General features: G+C 68.3%; 13 protein-coding genes. 5 read left to right on the top strand and 8 right to left on the bottom strand.

Going from position 1 to position 20,684, the window contains the following annotated elements; genetic code table 11:
• A partial coding sequence (locus ABD907_RS08080; protein WP_345215731.1) for a LamG-like jellyroll fold domain-containing protein occupies nt 1-2,549 on the bottom strand: 2,549 nt, incomplete at its 3' end.
• A 145-nt stretch (nt 2,550-2,694) separates the two neighbouring features.
• The gene (locus tag ABD907_RS08075) at nt 2,695-3,159 is read right to left on the bottom strand and encodes a hypothetical protein (protein WP_345215730.1); all 465 of its coding nucleotides are present in this window, start codon (nt 3,157-3,159) and stop codon (nt 2,695-2,697) included.
• 448 nt (nt 3,160-3,607) lie between these two features.
• On the opposite strand from ABD907_RS08075, the gene ABD907_RS08070 reads away from it, so the two are divergent.
• On the top strand, nt 3,608-4,054 hold the full coding sequence (locus ABD907_RS08070; RefSeq protein ID WP_345215729.1) for an FAD synthase family protein: 447 nt from the start codon (nt 3,608-3,610) through the stop codon (nt 4,052-4,054).
• Here ABD907_RS08070 and ABD907_RS08065 read toward each other — a convergent pair.
• Nucleotides 4,051-6,870: a helix-turn-helix transcriptional regulator gene (locus tag ABD907_RS08065; protein ID WP_345215728.1), complete on the bottom strand. Its 2,820-nt coding sequence runs from the start codon at nt 6,868-6,870 to the stop codon at nt 4,051-4,053. The genes ABD907_RS08070 and ABD907_RS08065 overlap by 4 nt on opposite strands.
• A 214-nt stretch (nt 6,871-7,084) precedes the next feature.
• Between ABD907_RS08065 and ABD907_RS08060 the strand changes: the two genes are divergently transcribed.
• On the top strand, nt 7,085-7,828 hold the full coding sequence (locus tag ABD907_RS08060) for a CDP-alcohol phosphatidyltransferase family protein (protein WP_345215727.1): 744 nt from the start codon (nt 7,085-7,087) through the stop codon (nt 7,826-7,828).
• Nucleotides 7,829-7,858: 30 nt separating this feature from the next.
• Here the strand turns inward: ABD907_RS08060 and ABD907_RS08055 are convergent, their stop codons facing one another.
• A complete protein-coding gene (locus ABD907_RS08055; RefSeq protein WP_345215726.1) occupies nt 7,859-9,049 on the bottom strand; it encodes a DUF1972 domain-containing protein in 1,191 nt (396 codons plus the stop codon).
• A 226-nt stretch (nt 9,050-9,275) separates the two neighbouring features.
• Nucleotides 9,276-11,243, bottom strand: a complete 1,968-nt coding sequence (locus ABD907_RS08050) for a right-handed parallel beta-helix repeat-containing protein (RefSeq protein ID WP_345215725.1) — start codon at nt 11,241-11,243, stop codon at nt 9,276-9,278.
• Between the two features lie 109 nt (nt 11,244-11,352).
• On the opposite strand from ABD907_RS08050, the gene ABD907_RS08045 reads away from it, so the two are divergent.
• Entirely contained in the window at nt 11,353-12,750 is a 1,398-nt protein-coding gene (locus ABD907_RS08045) for a tyrosine-protein kinase domain-containing protein (RefSeq protein ID WP_345215724.1), read from the top strand.
• Between the two features lie 149 nt (nt 12,751-12,899).
• On the opposite strand, the gene ABD907_RS08040 is transcribed toward ABD907_RS08045, so the two are convergent.
• Together ABD907_RS08040 and ABD907_RS08035 are read right to left on the bottom strand one after the other, a co-directional pair.
• Entirely contained in the window at nt 12,900-14,120 is a 1,221-nt protein-coding gene (locus ABD907_RS08040) for a hypothetical protein (RefSeq protein WP_345215723.1), read from the bottom strand.
• The gene (locus tag ABD907_RS08035; protein ID WP_345215722.1) at nt 14,117-15,358 is read right to left on the bottom strand and encodes a polysaccharide biosynthesis protein; all 1,242 of its coding nucleotides are present in this window, start codon (nt 15,356-15,358) and stop codon (nt 14,117-14,119) included. The genes ABD907_RS08040 and ABD907_RS08035 overlap by 4 nt, the downstream gene beginning before the upstream one ends.
• Nucleotides 15,359-15,651: 293 nt before the next feature.
• On the opposite strand from ABD907_RS08035, the gene ABD907_RS08030 reads away from it, so the two are divergent.
• Nucleotides 15,652-17,136 (top strand): glucosamine inositolphosphorylceramide transferase family protein, encoded by a 1,485-nt coding sequence (locus tag ABD907_RS08030; protein WP_345215721.1) that lies wholly within the window; start codon nt 15,652-15,654, stop codon nt 17,134-17,136.
• Here ABD907_RS08030 and ABD907_RS08025 read toward each other — a convergent pair.
• On the bottom strand, nt 17,091-18,356 hold the full coding sequence (locus ABD907_RS08025; protein ID WP_345215720.1) for a glycosyltransferase family 4 protein: 1,266 nt from the start codon (nt 18,354-18,356) through the stop codon (nt 17,091-17,093). The genes ABD907_RS08030 and ABD907_RS08025 overlap by 46 nt on opposite strands.
• 359 nt (nt 18,357-18,715) lie before the next feature.
• Between ABD907_RS08025 and ABD907_RS08020 the strand changes: the two genes are divergently transcribed.
• A complete protein-coding gene (locus ABD907_RS08020) occupies nt 18,716-20,683 on the top strand; it encodes an ABC transporter ATP-binding protein (RefSeq protein ID WP_345215740.1) in 1,968 nt (655 codons plus the stop codon).
• The last annotated feature ends 1 nt before the right edge of the window (nt 20,684 follow it).

Below are 20,684 nucleotides of genomic sequence, written 5' to 3'. Positions count from 1 at the left end.
TAGGTGCCCGCCTCGTCGTAGGTGTGGCTGGCCTGGGCGCCGGTGGCGGTCTCGTCGTCACCGAAGTCCCACTCGTAGGACGCGATGGTGCCGTCCGGGTCGCTCGAGTCGGACCCGTCCACAGCGACCGTCAACGCGTCGGTGTCGGCGTCGAAGGCAGCGAGGGGGCCGATGTTCGGCATCTCGGCCCCGGTCCCGGCAGCGTGGTGGGCAGCGACGTCGCCGACAGAGAGCTCGGTCTTGTAGATGGCGACCTCGTCGATGTCGCCCGCAAAGTACCCGCTCGACGGTGTCGAGGGCCACCCGCTGAGCGTGTCACCGCCGATGCGCCAGTAGCCGATCGAGAGATGCTCGCCGACCGTGACGTCGGCGCGTGAGCCGACCGAAACTCCGTCGAGGAAGAGCACCATGCCCTTCTTGGACAGGGTCGCGACCACATGGTGCCAGTCACCGTCGTTGTAAGAGGCGGAGCTGCTGAGAACGCGCCGGTTGGCGTTCGGCTTGACGCCGAAATGGATGCGGCCGGAGTTGTCCATGTAGATCTGGCGGTCGTGCTTGCTGGAGTCCCGTGAAGTGTTGCGGTTGCTCCACCCGACGATCCGGCCGCCATCATCGGTCGTGGTCCTGAACCAGGCCTCGATCGTGAAGACGTCCGGCGGGTTGCCCGGGCTGGCCGTCACGGCCATCCCGCTGCTGGTACCGGTGAAGTGCGCCGCGTCGTCGTCGTCTCCGGCGATCGCACCGTCGGCACCCCCGGACACACCTGCGAAGGTCGTGAGGGGATGGAACCCGACGTGGTCGCCGATTGTGGAGCCCGAGGTCTGACCCATCCGCCAGTAGCTGGTCGGCTCGTCCTGGTGTACGGCGTCGACGTATGCGCTGTTCGTTCCGTTCGACGCGACCGTGACGTTGGTCCACGGTGAGTTGGCGATGTTGCCGAACGGGTCGGTCACGGCGACGCGGTACCGATGCGTCGATCCTGGAGTGAGCCCGCTGTCGGTGACGCCCATGGTGTACGGGTTCCAGAACTTCGCCTCTGCCGTGCGCGTGTGGATGAGGCCCGCTCCGTTCTGGCTGTCGCGATAGACCCGGTAGGTCAGGTTCTCGTTGTCGATGTCCTCGTTGGTGCTCCAGTTCACCCGTACCTCGCCCGCCTCCGTCGAACTGACGTTGAGGGGATAGGTGTTGTTGAACAGGGTCGGGCCCTGGTCGTTTGGTGCCTCGTCGCTCACCGTGAACCGGGTCAGCCCCTGCTGGCTCGTGCCGTTGACCCGCGTGAACTCACCACCCATGACGACGTAGTCGCTGTTCCCGACGACGCTCCATGGCCCCTGGTACTGGCCGGTGTAGGTGCCGGCGTTGAGGCTGGGGTACCACCCGAGCTGTGACGAGGTCGGCTGGCCCTCGAAGTTGTAGTAGCGTCCCTGGTCCGGTTCCCAGGACGCCGTGCCGGTGGGTTCGCGACCGAAAGCGACCGCCCGATAGTACGGGTAGTCACCGACTCCACCGGCGCCTTGGCGAATGCCGTCGATGTTCTCGCAGTAGTGCGCGTGACCGGCTGTGTAGATGACGTCACCGACCGGGTATACCCCGTAGGTGTCGCCGTGGCAGTCGTTGAGCCAGTGGACCTTACCGTCGTCCCAGCTCGCGGCGAAGACCCCTTCCCAGGTTCCGCCGCTCTTGCCGAATGTCCAGCCGCCGCCGTAGATGTAGGTGCCGTCGGTGGACAGGGTGTCGATCGATCCGTTGGACGTGCCGTTGCGCACCCACTCGTTGGTCTCGAACGGCAGGCTGATCCCGGTCGTGGCGTCGACCATGCCCAGCCCATATCCCGGATTGCTCGACCCGTTGAGTTCGGTGAAACCGCCGCCGACGGCGACCTTCGTGCCCTCCGGGTTGATCGTGATCGCGTCAACGATGCCGCCGGTGGCCTGGGGAGCCCAGTCGAGCAGCGCACCGTTCGAGGCGTTGAACGCGGCGAGTCTCCCGCGATCGGCACTGCCGACGCCGGTGAAATTTCCCCCGACGAAGACCTTGGTGTTGGTGGCGACGATCGCACGGACGTGGTAATTCATCGGCGGCGCAAAGCTGGGCAGCAGGGCGCCGGTGGCCGCGTCGAAGGCGGCGATCCGCTGGCGCGGCTGACCGTTGACAGACGTGAAGTCGCCGCCCACATAGATCCGGGTCTGGTCCGGGGAGACGGCGACAGATCGCACCTGCTGGTTGAACGTGGGCGCGAACGAGGTCATCTGCCCGGTGGCGACATCGAAAGCCATGATGTTCGCGCGCGGAACCGTGCTCTGCCCCGGTGCCGAGCCCGCCGGCCGCGCGTTGGAGAAGCTTCCACCGGCGTAGACGACATCGCCGACCATGGCCATAGACCAAACGACGCCATTGATCTGAGGTGTGGGCAATGCGTCGGCGGACACCGTGACCGGGGTGGCCGCGTCGCCGGGATCGGCTGGCGCGGTGTCGGCCTGCGCCGTCGATGCACCGACGAGGCCGATGGTCACGACGGTCAGGGCGACGGTGGACGACCAGGCGATCAATGACCGCAGCCTCGTCGAGACCCGTCCTGGCGAGTTCTTGGAACTGTTCAACGTGATCGAACCCCACATTTCGAGTATCGGAACCCGGCGCCTTCGGCGAGCGCATGCTTGAGCTGCTGTGCTCCCGGACGAACGGACTTGGTGATCACTTCACAGCACCCGCGAAGGCGACGGTCGGTGCGCTGCCCGTGTAGCTGATCTCGACACGGACGTCTTCCCGCTGGCCCTCCGGGACCGCGATGACGTAGGTGCCCCTGACGGACGACCCTGCGGCCAGAATGCCGCGCAACGGTGAGCTGCCCTTGCTGAAGCCGCTGGCCGGAGTACGGTTCTCGCCGTAGCTCAGGGAGACGACGACGCCGTCGAGAGACGTCGCCTCGTCGGAGCCGTTCGTCGCCTCTACGGTCACTGCCAGGGCAGGACCCGCGATCTCCCCAGGAGCACGTGCGACGCCCTGCACCTGCTCGATCGCCGCCAGCTCGACGGTGAGGCCCGTCCCGAAGTCGCCAGTGGCGTCCAACGCGACAGGATCCTTGACCGAGACCGGCTCGACGGCTTCCGTCTTGCCCTCACCGATCGTGCCGGGCGTGCCGGCGTCAGGCGCCGGCATGGTCGTTGCGTCGGGCGGCTCGGGCGACGGTGAGGACGGTTCCGCCGACGGTGTGTCCGGCGACTCCGCCGACGGTGTGTCCGACGACTCGGACGTGGGCGCCGTCCCTGTCGACTGGGAGGACACCTGGCCGCCTTCACCCGTTGCGGTTGGCTCTTCGCCCCCCGACACCGAAAGAGCCCAGGCGACGACGACCGCCACGATGAGGGCAGTGGCGATGACGACGAGCCGGGTGCGGCGTCGTGATGATGAGGTGTCTTTGCTCATGTCTGGCTCCACTCGTCCGTGACATGAGCAGTGTGGGCGGCTCCCCGCGGCGGCGGGCCCGCATTTCCCGCAGCGTGACCGCAAGGATCCCCGCGTCCGGGCCTAGACGCGCTGGATCGTGGGAAGGATGTCTCGCGGAGCCATCAAGAGCTCGATGATTCTCGAGGTGAGGACGCACGCGATGAAAGACGCGGTTGCAGGCGAGGTTGGCTACGTGCCAGGTGGGTTCGACATGTTCCACATCGGGCACCTCAACATCCTTCGCGCCGCTCGGGCGCGGTGTGACCGCCTCGTCGTGGGAGTGGCCACCGATGATTCCCTCGTCGCGATGAAGGGTCGACTGCCGGTCGTGCCCCACGCCGAGAGGCTGGAGATCGTCTCGAGCCTGCGGTTCGTCGATGACGTCGTGCCCGACCTGGGCGCCGACAAGCGTCTCGCGTGGCGCGCCAATCGGTTCGACGTGCTCTTCAAGGGCGATGACTGGCTCGGGACGGCGAAGGGCGACCGGTTGGAGGCCGAGATGTGGGAGGTGGGGGCCAGGGTCATCTACCTGCCTTACACGCCCTCCACGTCGTCCACGATGCTCCGTGCCTTCCTCGCGGAAGCCCTTGCGACGCCAGCCGGTTAGCGGGCGGTTCGGTCTGCCGGTGCGAGGCTCGCAAGCCGACGGAGCTCTTTGCGCGTACTGATCTCCATCTTTCGGTAAATACCGGTCAGCCTGAGCTCGACCGTGCGGACCGAGACATACAGCGCGCCGGCGATCTCTCGGTTCGTCGCGCCTCGTTGCACGAGTCGCGCGATCGTCAGCTCCTCGGCAGTGAGGGTGCTGATGTCGGCGTCGCTCCTCGTCGCCAAGGCGTGGAGTCGAGCGATCTCGCGTTCCGTCCGGCGCATGCGGGCGACGGCCGCGGACTTCTCGTGCAGGTATCGGGCCCGCTCGAGCAACAACAGCCGATACGCCTCCGCCTGTTCCGGGAGATCCGCTCCGGCCTCGCGAGCCTGCGCCGCGTATTGCTCTGCGGTCAGGGCACCGACACGGTCCGCGGCGAACTCGAGCAGATGAGCCTCGTGGGCGGGAGGCACCGAGTCGCGGGTGGCTCGTGCCACCGAGACGACGACGCTGACGAGCGCTTCTGTCCGGGCGCGCAGCAGTTCGAGCGCGGCAGGCAGACTGCTGACGTCCGCCGTGTCGCTGCCGTCGACGTGGGCGCGAAGGAGCGCGACGGCTTCACCGTGCTCCTCGCACCTTCCCGCCTGCCACAGGAGATGCGCCAGGTCGATCAGCGTCGAGGGCAGCACACGCCACTCCCGCGCCGCCCGGGTGAGGTGCTCGACGGCTTCAGCTGATCGGTCGTCGAGCAAAGCGCGGAGGCCGAGCGCCTCGTGGAGCGCCGCGGCAAGGACGGGAGAGTGCCTCTGCGCGTCCTGCGCGAGCTCGTCGAGGTCGATCAGCCAGTCCTTCGCCTCTGTCTCCCGACCTCGGAGCATGGCTGTCTGAGCGAGCAGCGAAACTCCGGCTCCTCCTTGGGGAACGTGCAGCGGAAGTCTCTGCTCGACGGCTGAGGCGACAACCTGCTCGGCAAGGCGGTACTCGCCCGTCCAGAGGTGCAGCCGGACCGACAGCAGTGTCAGCTCCGCGCGGAGGAGCGGTGCCGGACAACGGCGCACCTTTGTACGCAGATCCGAGACGACAGCCCGCGCGTGGCCCCACTCACCGCTGTCGATCAGCTGCGCCAGGCCCTGAAGCTCGAGCAGCCATCCGACTATGTCGAGGCCCGGGCGCCGGACGCCGAGGACTGCGACAGGGTCGGGAGGGCCGCCCGGCGACCGGTGACCCGCTAGCGCCCGGGTGACCGGGAGCTCGGTGACCGGCCCCGGGTCCGCGAGTGCACCGCTGCTCACCAACGACTCAGCCCGCTCGAGGTACCGCCGGGAACCCTCCTCGTCCCCATACTGGACGCACAGCCGGGAGGCGAGGGCGGAGATCGACGCGGCCGCACCAGGCTGCTCCTCCGCCAACCGCGCGAGCCACGAGGCGACGAGATGGTGCGGGACACCGTTGTCCTGGTACGTCAGGGCGACAAGCAGCAGCGGAAAGGTCCGGAACAGGGTGGCGGGCGCGTCGCCGACGACGCCGGTCAGGAGCGACACCGCGCGGGAGGAATGACCGCAGTACAGCGCGGCAACGCCCCCGAGCAGCAAAAGCTCGGCCGGCGGGGTCGTCCGGCCGAGGCGTCGTGCGACGTCACTGACGAGGGACTGAACCAGCGCGGTATCGCCGCGGTCCAGGAGCGCGCCGGCATGCTCGACGAGCGTGTCGAGCAGCTCGCTCGTGGGTTGCGTCCCCGACCGCAGCTCGAGCCAGTGCCTGTCGAGCGAAGCGTGTGGGTAGCAAGCCGCGAGCGTGGTCTGTGCGGCCCTTACCTCGCGCGGCGAGCTCAGCGCATGGACGGCGGACAGCAGCTGTGGGTCGTGGGCGGTGACGCGCCCGTGCTCCTCCCGAAGGACGGACCTGCCGTCAGGCCCAATCACATCCGCCAACGCCACATCGGCGCATTCTTCGAGCACATCTCGGTCCGGGCTGATGGCGACAGCAGCGGCGAGAACGAGCAGCCGCTCCTTTGGGCCCCGTGAGTGCCACCACTGGCGGTAGGTCTCCGCCGCGACGGGCGAAGCCGGCAGGACGTCAGGAAGCGGCTCGGCTCCCGCGAGCTGCTCCGGCTCGAGCGCGAGACACACGGCGTGCAGGTCGCCCGGGATGCCCCCCGTGCGGTCGCGAATGGTCGCGGCCACCGCCCGGGGAACCCACCTGCCGGCCGCAGCGCGGACCAGCTCGACGGACTCCGCAACGCCGAGCGGTGGTACCGGTCGAACCCACAACGGCCCCACCGGGCTTTCTTCGAACGAGCTCCTCGGCAGCAAGTGGCTCGTGGCCACGACCATGACCGGCAGATCGGCGATCCCGGCCGCCAGCGACGTCAGAGGTCTGAAGAAGGCTTCGTCCGTAACCGGGAGGTCGTCAACGCTGACGAGCAGCGGGCGTTCCTCGCTCAGGGCGCGAAGCGCGTCCACCCCGAGACGGATCAGGCGAGGATCGTCGAGCGCCAGCGCCGCTCCGGCGTCTGCCAGCGGCGGTTCAGCTGCGTCGGCGAACTGCCGGTACATGTCGGCGACGCCGCCCGAGGCGATCGCCGTCACGGCGGCACGCGGGTCGCCCGCGAGCAGTCCGCTCGGCACGTGCACCGCTCGCACGTCCGGAACGGACTCACCCGCCCTGACGATCGTCTCGTGCAACAAAGTCGTCAACCCCGTTCCGGGTGGCCCGATCAGCACGATGACGCTGCCTCGGCCGGTCGCGAGACGTTGAACCATCTCGTCGATCCTGTCGAGCTCCTGCGAGCGGCCGAGGATTCGTTGCGTGGCCCCGGCACTGTGGTCGGCCATCTGTAAATCGTACTGAGGGGGTTGGATCAGGGCGCCGGCTTCAGTCTCGTTCGGCCGCCACGCAGCTGGCATCGGGGCCTTCCTCAACGGCTCGCGGACACCCCGTCCAGGGGCGCCCGTACCGAACCCGATCCGCCGGCACGCCTTCCGGCCTATTCTGACGAGTCACAACGCGCGCAGGAGCCGACTCGCGCGAAGACAAGGAGCCGGAGAGATGGGACCGACGACGAGCACGACCTTCGCAGATTCTGTCCGCGCGCTCAGAGCCGCGCAGAAGTCTAACCGCGGCGCCCCGATCTACTCTCGGCTGGTCAACCGACCGCTGGGTCGGCTTCTCGCTGCGCTGGCGCACCAGCTGGGCCTGACGCCGAACCAGGTCACTGGCATCAGCGCGGTGTTCACGTTCAGCGGCATCCTTCTTGTGGCGGTCGTACCGCCCTCTCCCGCCATGTCCGCGATCATCGCCCTGCTGCTCATGACCGGTTACGGCCTAGACTCCGCGGACGGGCAGCTTGCCCGGCTGCTGGCCCGCGGATCGCCGGCAGGCGGGTGGCTGGACCATGTGTGCGACAGCGCCAAGACGGCGACCATCCACCTCGCGGTTCTCGTGTCGCTGTACCGGTTCGCCGAGCTGCCCAACGATCTCATCCTGCTCGTCCCGCTCTTCTACAGCATTGTCGATACCGTGCTGTTCTTCAGCTTCATCCTCACGGACAGCCTGCGCCGGCCGAGCGGTCCGGTGCTGGCCGAGCCCACGGACTCTCGGCCGTCGGTGCTCCGCTCCGTGCTTGTTGCGCCGACCGACTACGGGATTCTCTGCCTCATCTTTTTGACACTGGCGTGGCCGGCGGTCTTCCTCACGCTCTACGGCGTTCTCATGCTCGGTACCGCGGGTTACCTGTTCCTCGGCCTGCCCCGGTGGTATCGGGACGTCTCGCGCCTCGGGACATCGGCGTAGCGGCGCACGACGTCGCGAAGCCAGCTGAGCTTAGACCGACGGTGCCTCTGCGGGGGCCTCCGAGCGTTCGCGAACGGACCGCCTCCGCCCCGAAGCCCGACGCTGGACGGGCCCCATGACGAGGCGACGGCAAAGCTCCTCGTAAGAGTCGGCGACGTCGTCCCACCGGTACGTCCTGGCGCGCTCCCGCGAGACAGTGCCGCGATCCTGTTGTCCGCCGGGGTCACGCTCTGCCCGTTCCAGCGCGACGCGGACCTCGTCGCTGCTCGCGAAGTACTTCCCGGCAGCTCCGAGGACGCCCCGGTTGAACGAGACATCGAACGCGAGGCACGGCGCCCCGGCCCCGATCGCTCGCAGCAGGGACGGGTTGGTTCCACCGACTGAATGACCATGGATGTACGAGAAGCAGTTCGCGTAGAGCTGGTCGAGCAGATCGCTGTCCCAGACGCCGCCGAGGAAACGGACCCGGTCATCGGCTAGCCGGTGGAGATGCGCGGTGTAGCGGTCGGCGTACGGTGCCGATCCCACGACAACCAGTGGCAGCCGAGCAGAGCTGCGACGGTAGCCCTCGACGATCATGTGGACGTGGTTCTCCGGCTCGAACCGGGCGACCACGAGGTGGTAGCCCTGCGGTTCCAGGTCCAGCTCGCCGAGCCGCTCGTGACCGGGCTCGATGAGTGGCGCCCCGTAGGAGATCAGGGATGTCGCGGCGTCGAACTCGTCGCGGTAGTAGTTCGCGATGCCCGGTGCGTCGGCGATCACCGCGTCCGACCAGCGCACGGCGAGCGCCTCGGCGCCGCGGTAATAGCGTCGGCCGGCGGGGCCCCATTTGCTGCGGAGCCACTCGAGGCCGTCGACGTGGGTGGCCACCGGAATCCTTCGCGCCCGGATCATCGGGAGCAGGGGGGCATTGGCGGCGTTGAAGACGAGAGCGACGTCGGTGCGGTGACGCGCCAGGTGTGCGACTGACAGAGCGCTGTGGCTCAGCGTCTCCAACGACCGCCGGCGCATCGCCGGCAGGTGTACCAGATCCATCCCGAGGTGGCTCCTCGAGCTTTGGCGGTCTTCGCCCGCCCGACGGCAGTAGACGACGACGTGGTGGCCTCGGTCGGCGAGGCGGCGGCCGACCTCTTCGATGCACGTCTCGAAGCCCCCGTAACGAGCGGGCACTCCGCGGGTTCCCACCATGGCGATGCTGAACGTTGGCGACTGCTCCGTCATCAAGTCTTTCCATTTCGACCAGGCAGCCGAGATACATCGAGGCTGACTCGATGCCCTCCTTCGGGCATTCCGACCCCGCTGGATCCGAAGATTGGCTGTGCGTTCTCTGAGGACCCGAGGAGCATAGGCGCCGAGCGGCGATCCTCGGGGCCGAACGGAACCGGGGAAGCCGCGGTCAGGAGCGCTTCGCCTCGTCACGACGCCGCGCCACCCTCTCCCGGTGGCGTCATCGAATCCAGGTCCCGAGATGCCGGTCTCCCTCAGGTCTGCCGACGAGCTCGGCGAGCTCCTCGGGCAGCGGCTGTGCGACGTAACCGTCCAGGCGCTCGAGAACCGGCAAGGGCTGCAGGCCCTCGGACAGGGCAGAAATCCCCGTGAGCTCGGCGCCAGTGTCCTCCTGGTACACGGTTCGGCGGAAAGCCGCCACGCTGCGGAACACGTAGGGATCCTCGTTGCGACGGGACCACACCACGATCCACCGCGGCGAGGTGTCGTCCGGCCGTTGATAGACGTTGCCCAGTGCGGTGACATCCATCTCCGCCGCAGTCCACCGCCCGCTGAAGTCCTCCACGCACAGCAGACACGTTCGTGACCGCATCCAGGGATCCACCGCCGCCTCGCCCGTGTGGGCAATGACGTTGTTGCGGATGTCCACGCCTTGGGTCTTCCAGGTGAGCGGCACGTCAGGATCGCGGTACGTGCCCCGCGGGTTCAAGTCGCGATCGTCCTGCACGATGTTGATCGATCTGTCGTTGTCGGCGAACGTGTTGTTCCACACCTCGACCACTTCGGCATCGTTCAGCTTGAGCCCGTTGCCGCCGTTGCGCGCGATGACGTTGCCCAGCACGTTCGCCTTGCCGGAGACCTCGATCGAGATGCCGTGTCCGGTGTTGTCGAGGAACCGAGAGCGCAAGATGGCGAGGTCGTACGAGGACTCGTCGAACCAGAGGCCGTTGGCCAGGTTGTCCGTGAATAGGCTGTCCTGGACAACGACGCCCGCGGAGCGTCCAATCTTCGCGCCGCCCGCCGCGGGTGACTGGTTGAACCGCTCAAGGTTGTTGTCGCGGACCGTGAGACGCACCAGTTCCAGACCGTCCGCGTCCGTCGCGCTGAGCCCCATCATTCCGTTGCGCTCGAGAACGACGTCCTGCAGCCTCACCCCACGGCTCAGCACATGCACGCCCGTCGTGGAACTGTCGGTAACCGCGACATCCTCGAACGTGACGTCGGGCGCCTCCACAGTGACAGCGCCCATGTGCGGCACGGACGGTGCGTAGTGACGGATACCGATGCCACGGACCAGCATGTCGGCGCTGCGAATCCGTAACGCGCGGGCCTCCGTGCTCGCTGTCACGGTCCGACCAGCCGGGTCGCTCCCCAGGATCAACCGGTCATTCCGGTAGTCGACGTAGAAGGTCCCTTTCCCGACATCGCCCTCCGAGGCGACCTGCAGTTGACGGGCGCCGTCTACCCATACCTGGTCCGGGTGCGACGCCATCGGGTAGCGGGCGTCCACGAAGCTCCACCCAGGCATGTCATGGTCCAACTCGCCCCAGGCGTACGTCGGACTGGCATCGAAACCGACGCTCCAGCCCTCGGAGACCCACCGCTCGCCCTCCTTGGACCAGCGTGGCACGACGACGGATCCGTCCAGCCAGACCTCCGCCCCCGGGGCCGCGACCAGCCTCAGGCCCGGCCGGCCCTCGATCGTGAGGGATTCGCGGTAGGTGCCATCGTGCAGCACGACCGTGTCGCCGCCGTTCGATTCTCGGATCGCTGCCTCGATGGTGCCGAAAGGTGCCGCGGCGGTGCCCGGCGACTCATCGTCGCCATCTTCGGCCACGTGGATCGTCCTGCTCAGTCCCTCGACGACCTCCGCAGACGGTACGGCTTGCACGGTCGAACTTGAGCGGGCCAACATGGCGGCCGCACCACCCGAACCCAGCGCAAGGGCCAGCACGACCCCTACGGCCCAATTCTGCGTGGTCGAGCGACTCCGGCGATGTCCTGGCTGCATGTGCACCCGCTCACGTTCCAGCTGGCACCCCTGCCCAATCAGTGTAGGGGCAATCTGCTGCCGGTGGGAGGGGCGTCCTTGGAATTGTGCTCTGTCCGGGCTCGCGGCTGGCGTGACCAGTCGGTAGCTCGGCGGACCCGGCTCCGTCGAGGCAATCTTGAGAGATTCCTGCGGCAAAGCCGATCGATGGCGCGGGGAGCGCAGGTATTCTCGGCCTGAGAATGGAGCCGACCGCTCGTACCGGACCACCCGTCCGAGGCGGTGCGGACTCCCCGAAGGGGTGGACATGACGTTCCTCGAGTACCTCGTGCTGCTGCAGAGGCGTTGGCGGATCTGGGTTTCGGCTGTCCTGATCGGTGTGCTCGTCGCGCTGACGTTGAACCTCCTCGCCGAGAAGCAGTACACGGCGATGGCCACGTCCTTCGTCACGGTAGCCGAGGTCGATCCCGCAGGCTCCGGAGAGATCTTCCAGGGATCGCAGTTCGCGGTGCAGCGGATGGCTTCGTACTCCGCCCTGAGCTCGAGCCCAGCCGTGCTGGACTCCGTGATCGAAGAGCTGGACCTCGACGTTTCGACGCGCGGGCTACGACAGATGATCGACGTCACCAGCCCGGCAGGCAGCGTGCTGCTCGAGGTGTCAGTTCAGGACACCGACCCCCAACGCTCTGCGCTGATCGCCAACGAAGTCTCCCACCAGCTCGGCGCCATGATCGAGGAACTCGAGACACCCAGGGGCTTGGCGGCTTCCACGGTCAAGGTCACGATGACGAAGCCCGCAGACGTACCGGTGACGCCGTCGTCGCCTCGAGCTGTCCTCAATCTGCTGCTGGGTGTGGTCGCCGGTGGCTCGATCGGTCTCGTGATTGCGTTGCTCCGGCACCACTTCGACCGCCGCGTCAAGACTGTCGACGACATCCGGGACGTGACCGGTGTGATGCCGCTCGGGTCGACGGTGGGGTCCAAGCCGGTGGAGAGGGACCGGCTCGCGGCGATGAACTATCGCTCACCGGAGGCGGAGCGCTACCGGAGCATCAAGGCGACGCTGAAGCTCACCGATGCGGATCAGGAGGCCAGTCACTTCGCTGTCGCGACCCCGACCGGTGAGGACGAGACTCACGTGGCCGCGAACCTGGCGATCAGCTGGGCGTTGACCGGCGCGAAGGTGTGCCTGGTCGACGCAAATCTTCGCCACCCGACGATCTCCCAGGCGTTCTCCATCGACACCACCGTCGGGCTGTCCGACGTGCTCGTAGGCGATGTCGGGCTCGACACGGCGCTCACCTCACGCGAGGAGTGGGGCGTCACCATCCTCCCGGCCGGCTACCTGCCGCTAGACCCGGCCGATCTGCTCGGGTCGCAAGAGATGGAGCTGCTGATCGCCGATCTGCGATCACGGTTCGACGTCGTGATCTACAGCGCCGGAGCCATGCTCGACGTTTCCGACGCCATCGTCGTGGCGCGCGCACTGGACGGTGTCGTCCTCGTGGTTCGTGCCGGGAAGACCACCATGGAGCAGTTGGAGGCTTGTCTCGAGACGGGGCGTGAGACGCGCCTGACCCTGCTTGGCACGGTGCGGGCCGGAGTCGGACGGCGCGACCCTGCCGCCCGCCGAGTTCGGGCCGTGACCGGCGACGTGCACAGGACTCCACTGCCCGACCAGCAGAACGCTCGGCTAAGAGCCTGAACCGTCGGTTTGAGTTCGTGTCGACGTGCCCGGGAGCCGGCCGGCCCGACGCCGCTCGCTCCGCGCTCGTCGCGCAACGGCACTGTTGCGATCGCCGCGCGGAGTCAACGCGGGAACGACGGCGGATACGGCCACGACGCCGCGCGACTCTAGCCGCTCGAGCGGTCCTCGATCCGGCGAGCCAGAAGAGCCATCGTGAAGAAGACGATGAACAACGGGGCGGTGTCGAACAACCCGCTCTCGAGCACGCTGATGAGTGTCACCAGCAGTGCCATGGAGCCCACGAGCAGGCGCTCAGGACGTGGTAGACGAAACGCGTGCAACAACGTGACGAGCACGAAAAGCAACAGGAGCGCGCTCCCCGCATACCCCACCTGGATCAGTGCAGACACCCAGGAGCTGTCAAGGATCTGTTCGTCGCGGTAGAGAGCCGTGACCGGAATCTCCTTCAGGGCGAGACCGTTGCCGACGAGCTGCTGGGAGATCGTGTCGGCGTAGTCCACGGCAGCGCCCCACGCGACGGTACGAGAGTTCAGCGTCATGAGGCCGGCGGGATCGCCGCGACCGACATACGCGATGACGTATGGCGTCAGGACGGCAGCGAACACCAGCGTCGCGCCGGCGACGGCGGCTGCGCCGACCACCCCGGATGGAACTCGGCGCGCCGTGACCAAAAGCAACGTCATCAGGACCATCAGCACGGTTAGACCGGTCCGGGACCCCGTTAACCAGATGACGCCCAGCAGGGGAACGATCGCCGCCAGCTCGAGGCTGGAGGCGGTGGCGCGGATCGCCTTCCACGTCAGCACGATCACCGGGACGCTCACCATCAGGCAGATGCCGTTGGCGTTCAACGGAGGGGTCCCGCCGTACAGCCGACCGGTCTCGGCCAGTGACCCGAGACCGGTGAGTGCGCCGAAACCAGCCAGGACCAACATCGCGCTGCTGAGTGCCGTGATGACCTCGTACCAGCGATAGCTGACGGTGATGAGCACCAGCGAGAACGCCAGGAGCGACAGCCGGCCGGCCAGCACGATTGCCGGTAGGCCGTCGGCATGGATGATGCCGCCGACGACGGAGATGAGCAGGTAGCCGCCGAGCCAGAAGACGGGTGCGGCACGCATCCTGGCCCAAGAGCCGGGTGGCCGCCGCATCAGCAGCGCAAGCACGACGGCCAGCGTGGTCAGTGCGGCCTTGGCCACGACGACGACGTCGATGCCACCCGAGTAGTACTCGCCCTTTCGCCACGGCACCGAAGCGACGAGCAGCAGGAGGTAGGTGAAGAAGAGAGGGAACGGCTTGACGGTGAACGCGCGCACCATGGCCGCAGGTTCGACAGCGGTTCGCTCCAGCTGTTGTGCCTGCGTCATACCGCCACCTGGACCGGCGTGGTGGTCTCGTCGCGGACGCGTGGACGTAGCAGCAGCTGGCGGCACAGCAGGCCACCGACGAACGACCCGATCGAGAGCAGCCAGGGCGCGATCTCCGTCGCGGCGCCGAAGCCGATCAGCATGACGGCGGCCAGCGACAGCGCCAGGACCGAGTCGACTAGGCGGATCACCAAGACCCACTGCTGCCGTCCCTGCACGGCGGCGAGACTGCCGTAGGGCAGGACCGCCGCACATGACGCGGCGTAGCAGGCCCAGCCCAGTGTGGCCACCAGGCCTATCTCGAATCTGCCGGCGGTGAGCAGGGGCCCGACGTAGGGGAGCAGCAGGGCGGCGGCGCCCGCAACGATCACCGCGCCGGTCAGCATGACCGCCGCAGCACGGTCGGCGCGGCGCAGCAGTGTCCGGGAACCCTTGGCACGGTCGGCGGCGTACGAAGAGAAGAGGTATGAGCCGAAGCCCTGCACGAGCAACATTGCGGGCGACACGAACACACGCGCGACCTCGAGTTCGCCGACGGCTGCGACACCGCCGACGATGAGGACAACGGCGCGTGCCCCGTTCAGCATCGTCGGCCGTACGAACTGCTGCAGCGCTCTCCATGAGCCGTACGCCACCACCGCCCGGTAGTCTCCCCGTCCGCGCAGTCGCAACCGGCGCTCGGCGGCCGGCAGGCGGGTGACGGCGAGCACCGCCGCCACGATCTGGCCGGTGGCGAGAGCTGCGAGAAAGTGGGCGAGTGTCAGCGGCCCGGTCCGCCCGAAGACGACGACGACGCTGAGCATGGCCACGAATCCCGCCGAGTCGATGAGCACGAGAGACCAGAACCGCAGGTTCGCCATGAGCAGCCGACGGCCGAGATCCGCCGCGACGAAGGCGGCCAGGGCGATCGCGAAGAACGCCGCTGCGGCGGGCGAGATTGCCGTCCTCGCAAATCCGAAGCCTGTCAACGCCAGGACGACGACGAGAATCGCAGCGAGCCGGACCAACGCGACCCGGACCGCGGGATCGTGCCGGTCCAGGACCGTGAGCGAGTCACCCAGCAGACCGGTCGTCAGGGCGGTCGCCATCACAATCGCACCGAAGAGCAGCGCGTACGTCCCGAATCCGTCAGCCCCGAGCTCCCGACTCGCGATCACCTGAAGAGTGAAGCTGCTGAGGGCGAGGCTCACCTGGCCGGCGAGCGCGCCGAAAGCGCGGTGCGGGAGACGCGACAGCATCGGACGCAACGTGGGCGGCATCGTCACACCCTCTCGGCGTGGACCTGGGTAGTCGAAGGGTTGGTGACACGGTAGGCCGCATCCGGTGAATGCGGAGGCGCTCTGGGTCAGGAAAACAAGAGGTTCTGGGATCGTGCCCTCGTTCCGACATCTTGTCGACGCAGAAGGTCGTCGAAACGGTCTGACGAGCTGGCCGGTCGCCGACGCGAAAAGCAGGTCCGGACCGCGGTCCCACAGCTAGCATGAGGGCCCGTTCACCGCCGCGCGCACCGACGCGCACCGAAGGGGTAAGAGTGCGTCTCGCAGTCCGGCTCGATCGTCGCGAGCTGCGTCAGTGGCACCATGAGGTCGTCGTCGCGCTCGCGGAACGGTCGGATCTCGAGGTCGTCGTCCGGTGGTCCGTAGGCCCGTCCAGGTCTGTGGCTCGCGAGGTCGAGCGGCTCTTCGCGCTCGAGCGAACGCTGCACGGACTGCCACGTGGACGCTCGGCGACCGTGAGCGAAGGTCAGTTCGACCCCTACCTCGACGGCCAGCTGAGCGTTGATCTGGTGCTCGACCTCGCCGGCGACGCCGACGACGAGCTTCCCACGTGGCACGTGACGTTCGACGGTCGCGCGGGCGAAGACGCCCTGATCGCCGCTCTGCTGTCCGGACGGCCGCCGGTGGTCCGGGTGGTCGACCTCGCGGCCGGCCGTATTCTGGCCGTTGGCCGCCCGGGCACCGAGAACCCCGGTGTGAGCGTTGCTGCTTTCGAGGATGTTCTTGCGGGGTGCACACAACTCGTCCACGCTGCGCTCGATGGTGGGGCAGTGATCGACCTCGAGGCTGGCGAGTCCGCCCAGGTGCGACGTGGTGTGGCGCTGCGGCACGCGGGCAGGTCGGTCGCTCGTGCAGCGATTCGTCGGGTCTACCAGCTGCTCTATCGGGCCCCTCACTGGCGCGTGGGGTGGCGACACGTCGACGGACCCGATGTCGTCGACCTGGGAGCCCTTCCCTCAGCGGGGTGGCAAGAGCTCGAGGATGACGGACGGCATTTCTATGCCGATCCCTTCCCGATCGCCGTCGGAGGCGCGACATACCTGTTCCTCGAGGACTTCGAGCATCGGCTGGGCAAAGGAGTTATCTCGGTCGTCGAGTTCGACCGTGACGGGCCGAAGGGAATTCCGTGGCCGGTGCTGGAGCACTCGGCGCACCTGTCCTACCCCTTCGTGCTCGAGGACGAGGGCGAGTTCTGGATGATCCCTGAGACCTCCGGGGCCGGGACGCTTGAGCTGTACCGATCGACTGCGTTCCCGTCTGGCTGGGTCCGGGAGGAAGTCTTGCTCGAAGGCATGGAGGTCAGTGACGCGACCCCGTTCCGGCACGGCGGGCGATGGTGGCTCTCTGCCACGGTTCGCCACGGTGGTTCCTACTCCGACGCTCTCCACCTCTGGTCCGCCGACCGGCTCCGGGGTCCGTGGAGAGCCCACGTTCGCAACCCCGTGCTCGTCGACATAGCTGCGGCTCGTCCCGGCGGCCGGGTGGTGCACCGGGACGGCCGACTGATCCGACCCGTGCAGGACGGACGTCAGGGATATGGCGCCGCACTGGCTCTGGCCGAGATCACCCGCCTGGATGACGACGAGTTCGAGCAGCGGGTCGTCGCCAGGCTCACCCCAGGGGAGGGCTGGACGGGCAACCGTCTGCACACTCTCAACCGCGCTAACTGGCTGGAGGTCATCGACGGCTCCGCCTACTCGCCGCGGTACCGGTACCTGGCCTGGCCGGGACGACGTTGAGCGCTGCGAACGAGCCGCCACACCCGAGAGGTGGTTCGGCGCCGGAAGCCGTTGTGCGCCCGGGCCGTCTGGAGCAGCAGCGTCGCGATTCGAGAGCGGTACTGCTCGACCCCGAATCTGGTGGTGGCCTCCTCACGTCCGGTCGCGCCGAGGCGCGCCGCGAGAACCGGGTCGTCGCTCAAGCTGGCAACCGCGTCGGCAAGCCCCTCCACCGAACCCGGTTCGACGAGGATGCCTGAACGTCCGTCTTCGATCACCTCGGCCAGTCCCTGGACGTCGGACGCCACTACCGGGCGCGCCGCGAGCATGCCCTCCACGGCAACGTTGCCGAAGGACTCCCCGAACGACGGCACGAGCACGACATCGGCAGCTTCCAGCAGCGGCCGGGTGGGGGCAACGAACCCGTGGAAGGTCACGACGTCTGACAGATCCAGCTCCTGGACGCGAGTCTCCAGGTCCCGTTCGTACCACTCGTACCCCCGGAACGTGCTCCCGCAGATGTCGAGTGTCACCGAACGCCCTCGCTCCCGGAGCAGGGCGACGGCGTCCAGGGCGACGTGGATGCCTTTGCGCGGGGAGAGCCGGCTGACCAGGACGAGCCGAACCTGATCACCGGCGCGCCGAGGACGCGGCGGGGCGGGCCGTCCGGCGTCCGGAATCCCGTTGTGCACGACGACGATGCGGGCAGATAGCCGAGGGATCGTCGTGGTCAACACGGTCCTGGTGGCAACGCTGTTGGCGATCACGCGGTCAGCCAGCAGCAGCGGCGCGGCGAGTGCGAGCTGGAGAGGTCGCGCGACCAGTTCGGCCTCATGACTGTGGCAGACCACCGGGACGCCGGCGGACCGCGCGGCGAACACCCACAGCGGGATCGTCAGCGTGTTGACATAGATGGCGGCCGCGTCTGACCGGCGGAGGTCCGCCCGCAGGCGCCACAACGTGGCGGGGGACCGGAGCATAAAAAGCAGGAACGCGCGCGGTCGGAGCAGCGCCTTGCGCAGCACGGGGAAGTCGCTGACACGAACTCGTGCGCCCCGGTCCTCGAGCAGGGCCCGCAGGGGGCCTTCGGCGGGCAGCACGACCTCGGGCAACCAGCCGTGCCCCACCAGGCCCTCGACGCTCTCCGCGAGCTGGCGGTCCGAGCCGTACACGTCCGGCGACGGATGGACGACGACGATCCGGCGAGAGGCGTCTCCCTGGCCCCGTGGTCGAAGACTCAACATAGATCCTCCGCTTTTCGGCCCCGCCCCGAGAAGGACGACAAGCCGGGTCGTCCGCCATCATGACTCAAGTTGGGAACTATGTGCGGGCGTTCGCGACGACGTCCTGTCACACGTCGCACCCGACTGATAGAACCTGTCGACGGTGACTGACCACAAACCCGGTCCGCATTGGTCGCGCCACCGGCCGACCGCTCCACCTACCGGTCCGGCTCACCGACTCTGCTGTGCGCTGAAATGTTTGGTCCGGCCGGACACGGTGGGGGACGCTGACAGCGAGGTCGCGCGCCGGTGGAGCAGCGACATCGTCGGCGTGAGGGGGCTGGTCCAGGGCGATGAGCATGGGCGGCATGGGCACGATGGGTGGCGGCCGCGGCATCGGACGCAGCCTCCACCAGGACGCCACGGTGACCGACCACCGCCTGACGCGCGGCACCACCGGCCGGGTGATCGGCTACGCCCGCCCGTACCGGTTCCAGATCGCCTGGTTCCTGGTTCTGCTGGTCGCCGGTGCCCTGCTGGTCGTCGCCACGCCCCTGCTGCTGCAGCGCATCATCGACGACGGCGTCAACGACGGCGACCGCCGCCTCGTCATCATCCTCGCCTCGCTCGTCGCCGTCGTGGCGATCGGCGAGGCGGCGCTCACGCTGCTGCAGCGCTGGTTCTCCGCCCGCATCGGCGAGGGCCTCATCTACGACCTGCGCACGGACGTCTTCTCGCACGTGCAGCGCCAGTCGATGGCCTTCTTCACCCGCAGCCAGACCGGCTCCCTCGTCACGAGGCTGAACTCCGACGTCATCGGCGCGCAGCGCGCGTTCACCTCGACGCTGTCCGGCGTCGTCTCCAACGTCATCTCGGTCGTGGTGGTGCTGGCGACCATGGTGGTCCTGTCCTGGCAGATCACGCTCCTCGCGCTCGTCGTGGTGCCGTTCCTGCTCCTGCCCGCGCGGCGCGTGGGCAGGCGTCTGGCCGGCCTGAACCGCCAGGGCATGGAGCTCAACGCCGAGCTGGGCAACCGCATGACGGAGCGGTTCAACGTCGGCGGCGCACTGCTGGTCAAGCTGTTCGGTGCGCCGGGCCGCGAGGAGGAGGAGTTCGCGGGCAAGGCCGCCGCGGTCCGCGACATCGGCGTGAAGACCGCCATGAGCAGCCGCGTCTTCTTCGCCGCACTGGGCGCGATGGCCTCCCTGGCCACGGCATTGGTCTACGGCTTCGGAGGCATCCTCGCCATCGACGGCGCCGTCACGGTCGGCACACTGGTCGCCTTCGCCGGCCTGCTCGGGCGCCTCTACGGCCCGGTGACCGCGCTGAGCAACGTCCAGGTCGACGTGATGAGTGCCCTCGTCAGCTTCGAGCGCGTCTTCGAGGTCCTCGACCTGCGCCCGCTCCTGCGGGACGCGGACGACGCCGTCGCCTTACCCGACGGCCCGCTCTCCGTCGAGCTCGAGGACGTGCACTTCGCCTACCCGAGCGCCGAGCAGGTCTCCCTCGCCTCCCTCGAGGGCCTGCCCGACGGCGGATCGTCCCTCAACGGCACCCCGGCCCCGCGGCCGGCCACCGAGGACGACGGCGTGGACGACGACTCGCTGCGTCACCCCGACGAGGAGGTGCTTTCCGGCGTCTCCCTGCGTGCCGATCCGGGCTCGATGCTCGCCCTCGTCGGGCCTTCCGGTGCCGGGAAGACCACCCTGTCCACCCTGGTGGCGCGGCTGTACGACCCCACCTCCGGCACGGTCCGGATCGGGGGCGTGGAGCTGCGCGTCGCCCGCGAGGCCAGCGTGCACGAGGCGGTCGGCGTGGTCACCCAGGACGCGCACCTGTTCCACGACACCCTGCGCGCGAACCTGCTCTACGCACGTCCCGACGCGACCGAGGACGAGCTCATGGCAGCCCTGCGCGCCGCCCACGTCGAGCCCCTGGTGCGCCGGCTCCCGGACGGCCTCGAGACCGTGGTGGGGGACCGGGGCCACCGGCTCTCCGGGGGCGAGAAGCAGCGCGTCGCCATCGCGCGGCTGCTGCTGCGCTCGCCGCGCGTCGTCGTCCTCGACGAGGCGACGGCGCACCTGGACTCCGAGTCCGAGGCGGCGGTCCAGCTGGCGCTGGACTCCGCGATGGCGGGCCGGACCTCTATCGTCATCGCGCACCGGCTCTCCACCGTGCGGCGGGCCGACGAGATCGTCGTCCTCGACGCCGGTCGTGTCCGTGAGTGCGGGACCCATGCCGAGCTGCTCGCCGCCGGTGGACTGTACGCGGACCTCTACCGGACCCAGTTCGCCACCCAGGACGCCACTCGGGAAGCGACCCAGGACGCCACCCAGGGCGCCTGAC

This window comes from Georgenia halophila (assembly GCF_039541595.1).
This window is presented reverse-complemented; position numbering and strand designations above follow the sequence as displayed.

Bases quoted from the DNA above. Each gene is read 5' to 3' on its own strand.
- ABD907_RS08075 (WP_345215730.1), bottom strand. From the start codon at position 3,159: ATGCCGGCGCCTGACGCCGGCACGCCCGGCACGATCGGTGAGGGCAAG.
- ABD907_RS08070 (WP_345215729.1), top strand. From the start codon at position 3,608: ATGAAAGACGCGGTTGCAGGCGAGGTTGGCTACGTGCCAGGTGGGTTC.
- ABD907_RS08065 (WP_345215728.1), bottom strand. From the start codon at position 6,870: ATGGCCGACCACAGTGCCGGGGCCACGCAACGAATCCTCGGCCGCTCG.
- ABD907_RS08060 (WP_345215727.1), top strand. From the start codon at position 7,085: ATGGGACCGACGACGAGCACGACCTTCGCAGATTCTGTCCGCGCGCTC.
- ABD907_RS08055 (WP_345215726.1), bottom strand. From the start codon at position 9,049: ATGACGGAGCAGTCGCCAACGTTCAGCATCGCCATGGTGGGAACCCGC.
- ABD907_RS08045 (WP_345215724.1), top strand. From the start codon at position 11,353: ATGACGTTCCTCGAGTACCTCGTGCTGCTGCAGAGGCGTTGGCGGATC.
- ABD907_RS08040 (WP_345215723.1), bottom strand. From the start codon at position 14,120: ATGACGCAGGCACAACAGCTGGAGCGAACCGCTGTCGAACCTGCGGCC.
- ABD907_RS08035 (WP_345215722.1), bottom strand. From the start codon at position 15,358: ATGCTGTCGCGTCTCCCGCACCGCGCTTTCGGCGCGCTCGCCGGCCAG.
- ABD907_RS08020 (WP_345215740.1), top strand. From the start codon at position 18,716: ATGGGTGGCGGCCGCGGCATCGGACGCAGCCTCCACCAGGACGCCACG.